The organism is Mesorhizobium sp. M7A.F.Ca.CA.002.15.2.1 (genome assembly GCF_003998715.1).
GTDB classification, from domain to species: Bacteria; Pseudomonadota; Alphaproteobacteria; order Rhizobiales; family Rhizobiaceae; genus Mesorhizobium; species Mesorhizobium ciceri.
Genome location: NZ_RZPI01000438.1, coordinates 1 through 4864, shown reverse-complemented (window position 1 = coordinate 4864; position 4864 = coordinate 1). Strand labels below are relative to the sequence as shown.

Sequence of the window (4864 nt, the reverse complement as noted above, 5' to 3'; positions counted from 1 at the left end):
CAGGGCGCCACGCAACCGCCGATTTGACCGATCTGGGATCGACACTGCAGCTGGTGCGCGATTGCGATGCCGTTGTGCATGTCGCGGCCATTCCGCGGCCGACCGGCCGGGCCGGCGGCGAGGTGTTCAAGACCAACATCGCGACCGCCTACAATGTGGTCGAGGCAGCCGCCATGGCCGGCGCCAGGCGCTTCATCTATGCCTCATCCTTCAGCGTCTTCGGCTATCCCTTTTTCGAAAAACCTGTGCGACCGCCCTATCTGCCGGTCGACCTGGACCACCCGGTCGGCGCGCAGGACCCGTACGGCCTGTCGAAATGGCTGGGCGAGGAAATCGTCGACGCGGCGGTGCGCCGCGGCGCCTTTTCGGCGGTCAGTATCCGCATGCCGTGGATCCAGACGCCGGGTTCATTTTTCGAGGGCGTCGGGCCGCGCCGCGCCACGGCCGACAGTGCCCGCGACCTGTGGGCCTATCTCGACGCGCGCGACGCCGGGCAGGGCTTCCTGCGGGCGCTTGAATGGCAAGGCGACGGCCATCTGCGCGTCCTGCTCAGCGCCGCCGACACCTTCATGGAAGAGGAAACCGAAGCGCTCGTGCGCCGGGTCTATCCCGATGTCGCTCTATCGCGGCCGATCGCCGGCTTTGGCGCCGTGCTCGACACGGTCCATGCGCGCGAAACGATCGGCTTCGAACCACAATATTCATGGCGTTCCTATCCAAAGCCGGAGACCGGGGGATGAAACGATTCGACCAGAAGAAGATCCTTGTCACTGGCGGCGCCGGCGCGATCGGCGGCGCGGCGGTGCGGCGTTTCCTTGACGAAGGCGCGCGCGTCGCCATTGTCGATCGCAATGGCGCGGCGGCGCAGCAACTGGCTCGCTCACTGGGTGAAAACGCCATTGCCATCGAAGCCGACGTCACCGATGAAGCGGATGTGCGGCGCGCCGTCGAGGCGACCGTCGAGACGTTCGGCGGCCTCGACGTGGTGTTCAACAATGCCGGCATTTCCGGCGTCGTCGCTCCCGTTCACGACCTGCCGGTCGAGGACTGGGATACGACCATCCGTATCAATCTGCGCGGTATCTTCCTCGTCCTGCAGGCATCGCTTCGGGCGATGATCAAGGCGGGGACCGGTGGCTCGATCGTCAACATGGGCTCATCCATGGCCGGTTGGGACGTCCTTTCGGGCGGTGCCGGCTATGTCGCTTCCAAACACGGCGTGGTCGGCCTGACGCGGGTTGCGGCGCTCGATGCTGCGCCCTACGGCATACGCGTCAATGCCATTTGCCCCGGCGTGATCGAGACGACGCTTGGCGTGCCGGCTTCCGGTGACGGCGAATTCAAGAGCAGCGTCCAGCATTTCGCCGACCGCATTCCATTGCGCCGCATCGGCCAGCCGGACGATGTCGCGGCCGCCGTGGCTTTCCTGGCCTCGGACGAGGCGAGGCACGTCACGGGCGTGGATTGGCTGATCGACGGCGGCCAGACCTTGCAGAGCTGGGCCAACGCCCCTGATGGCGGTGCGTTTCCGAAATTTCGCTAAAGCTCAATTTCGCTGCTCGATTTGCTTGAGCATTGATCTGCAAGAATTCGGCAAACCAATTGTCGGATGCCGGCCGCTCCCGCTAAAGGCCAGGCCCCATTCGCGATCTACTTCACGCCGATGCCGGCGGTCAGGCCGCCATCGATCTTGTAGTCCGCGCCAGTGCAGAAGCCGGCCTTCGACGAACACAGGAAAGCGATAAGTTCGGCCACCTCCTCCGGCTCGCCGATGCGCCCGATGGGGTGCGCTTCGCCGAAGCGCTTGTAGGCGGCCTCGACATCGGCGTCCGTGCCGTTCTCGCCGCGGGCGGCCTTCTCCAGGATCGGGGTGCGGATCGAGCCGGGGCTGACGGAATTGACGCGGATGCCGGAGCGCGCATGGTCCAGGGCCAGGGCACGCGTCAGCGTGTGGATGGCGCCCTTGGTGGTGGCATAGGCGGCGACGTTTTGCTGGCAGGCAAAGCCCTGCACCGAAGCGACGTTGACGATGGCGCCGCCGCCCCTGCGGACCATTTCCGGGATGCCGAAATGCGCGGTCAGATAGATCGACCCGACATTGACCGCCATCGCCTTGTTCCAGGTCTCGAAATCGGTGCTGACGGCGGTTCCGTACGGATGCACCGCCGCCGAATTGACGACGATATCGAGGCCGCCGAACCGCTCCACGCCGGCCGCGACCGCGTCGCGAACCTGATCGGGCACGGAGACGTCGGCGCCTATGACCAGCGCCCCGGCTGCGGAGCTTTCCAGCTCCGCTTTCAGTAGAGCGTTGGCCGCGCGGTCGATGCCGCAGGCGATGATCGCAGCGCCCCCTGCAGCGAGGCGTCTGGCGGTTGCGAGGCCAATCCCGGTCGTCCCCGTCACCAAGGCAACCTTGCCGTCGAAATCCTTCATTGGGAAAACTCCTTCATTCGCTGTCCGAAACCGGTTCCTAGTTTGACACCCATTGTGGTCCAACAATAGGTTGCCATCCTCTCGCAGAAGGAAGCGGCAATGGAACAGTGCTGGCGCTGGTATGGACCAAACGACCCGGTAACGCTCGATCATGTCAGGCAGGCCGGTGCGACCGGCGTGGTGAGCGCCTTGCACGATATCTATGACGGGCGCGCCTGGCCGCTCGAGAGCATTCTGGAGCGCAAGCGTGTCATCGAGGCCGCCGGCCTGACATGGTCGGTGGTCGAGAGCATTCCGGTCCACAACTCCTTCAAGGTCGGCGCGCCGGAACGCGAGCGCTACGCCGGCTACTATCGCGACTCAATCCGCGCGCTCGCCAAGGCCGGCATTGCGACGGTCTGCTACAATTTCATGCCGGTGGTCGACTGGACCCGCACGGATCTCGCCTATCGGCTGCCGACGACGGGCTATGCGCTGCGTTTCGACGCCATCGATTTCGCAGCCTACGACCTGTTCGTGCTGAAGCGCGTCAATGCCGAAGCCGGCTATACCGCTGCCCGTATCGCCGAAGCGGAAGCGCGGCTGAAGGAATTGAGCAGCGAAGCGATCGACAGGATCGAACGCAACCTGATCGCCGGCCTGCCGGCGACCGAGCGCAGCTATGACAGGGACAGTTTTCGCGAGGCCCTGGCGGACTACGATGCGATCGGACCAAAGGAGCTGCGCCAAAACCTTGCCTGGTTCCTGCGCGAGATCATTCCGGTGGCCGAAGAGGAGGGGGTGCGCATGTGCATCCATCCCGACGACCCGCCCTTCTCGCTCTATGGCTTGCCACGCATCGTTTCGACAGCCGAGGATGCGCGTTTCATCCTTAACGCCGTCGACAGCCCCGCCAACGGCCTGACGTTCTGCACCGGCTCTTATGGCACGCGCGCCGACAATGACATCGTCGCCATGGTCAAGGAATTCGCCGACCGCATCCACTTTGTCCACCTCCGCAACATCACCATCGAGGATGACGGCTCGTTCTACGAAGCCGAGCATCTCGAAGGCGGCACCGACATGGCGCATGTTATCCTCGCTCTGATGCAGGAAGAGGCGCGCCGTCGCAGGGAAGGCCGTGCCGACTGGCGCATTCCGATGCGACCAGACCATGGCCATCTGCTTGCCGACGACATCGGCAAGACCAGGATCAACCCCGGCTATTCGCTGATCGGCCGGCTGAAGGGCCTCGCCGAGCTGCGCGGCATCATGCGCGCCATCGAGCGGTTCGAGCTGGCTTGAAGCCGTCTTGCCGGTCGGCTGGCGGGATTTACAGACGATCACGCGCGATTGCGCTTCCGCTGCGACTTATACGCTGTCGCACTGGAAAGTGCGGTCCACGAGAGGCATGGCGGGTAAAGCACTTGTCGGGAAATTATTTGCCGACAGGTCATAATATGCAGCGCTGACGTTCTTCCATCCGGCCCGGATTGGACTTCCTGTTGCTTTGATCGGCACGCCTTGCGTGTCACTTTGAGATGCATTCATGCTCGAAGCTCTTGCCGGTGGTCGCTTCTACTTCTCCTAAGCCAGGGCAGAGAAAAGAAGGAAGCTGAACATGCCCAGAATTGTGCCGGTGCTTGACCTGAGCCGCCTCGAACAAGGTGCGTCCGAGTATCGTACCTTTCTCCTGGACCTGCGTACGGCAGCCCGGGACGTTGGCTTCTTCTATCTCAGCGGCCACGGAATTTCCGCCCCGGAGATCGACGACGTGCTCGATGCCTCGCGACGGTTCTTCGCGTTGCCGGAGGCCGACAAGCTGGCCATCGAAATGGTCAAATCCCAGCAGTTTCGCGGCTACACCCGCGCCGGCGGCGAACTGACCAAGGGCGCGGCCGACTGGCGTGAGCAACTCGACATCGGCGTCGAGCGCCAGCCCATAGCGCAGGGACCTGGAATTGCACCGTGGACACGGCTGCAGGGGCCGAACCAGTGGCCGTCTGCACTGCCGGAGCTCAAGCCGGCACTGCTTGCATGGCAGGCCAAGGCGACCGCGGTGGCCATTCGGCTGCTGAAAGCCTTCGCACTATCGCTCGATCAGCCCGAGGACGCCTTCGACGCGATCTATCGGGACTCGCCCAACCATCGCATGAAGATCGTCCGTTATCCCGGCCGTGACGCGACCGAAGGCGACCAGGGCGTCGGCGCGCACAAGGATGGCGGTTTCCTCACCCTGCTGCTGCAGGACGACAACAAGGGCCTGCAGGTCGAATATGACGGAAGCTGGGTGAATGTGGATCCGCTCCCTGGAACGCTGGTCGTCAACATTGGCGAACTGCTCGAACTGGCATCGAATGGGTATTTGCGTGCCACCGTTCACCGCGTCGTGACGCCGCCTGCCGGCGTCGAGCGGATCTCCGTTCCCTTCTTCTTCAGTGCGCGGCTG

The 4864-nt window shown here is 63.9% G+C and carries 5 protein-coding genes; 4 read left to right on the top strand and 1 reads right to left on the bottom strand.

Annotation, left to right across the window (positions count from 1 at the left end):
- Nucleotides 1-740 (top strand): NAD(P)-dependent oxidoreductase (locus tag ENZ74_RS22020; protein ID WP_164761130.1); only part of this gene is annotated, 740 nt, incomplete at its 5' end.
- Entirely contained in the window at nt 737-1543 is an 807-nt protein-coding gene (locus ENZ74_RS22015) for an SDR family NAD(P)-dependent oxidoreductase (protein ID WP_024502294.1), read from the top strand. The genes ENZ74_RS22020 and ENZ74_RS22015, both read left to right, overlap by 4 nt.
- A 107-nt stretch (nt 1544-1650) precedes the next feature.
- Here ENZ74_RS22015 and ENZ74_RS22010 read toward each other — a convergent pair whose 3' ends face one another.
- Nucleotides 1651-2436 (bottom strand): SDR family oxidoreductase, encoded by a 786-nt coding sequence (locus tag ENZ74_RS22010; protein ID WP_063170106.1) that lies wholly within the window; start codon nt 2434-2436, stop codon nt 1651-1653.
- Nucleotides 2437-2535: 99 nt separating this feature from the next.
- Here ENZ74_RS22010 and uxuA point away from each other — a divergent pair, with 99 nt between their 5' ends.
- Together uxuA and ENZ74_RS22000 are read left to right on the top strand one after the other, a co-directional pair.
- On the top strand, nt 2536-3720 hold the full coding sequence (uxuA, locus tag ENZ74_RS22005; RefSeq protein WP_063170107.1) for a mannonate dehydratase: 1185 nt from the start codon (nt 2536-2538) through the stop codon (nt 3718-3720).
- 316 nt (nt 3721-4036) lie between these two features.
- On the top strand, nt 4037-4864 hold an 828-nt coding region (locus tag ENZ74_RS22000), incomplete at its 3' end, for an isopenicillin N synthase family oxygenase (protein WP_164761129.1).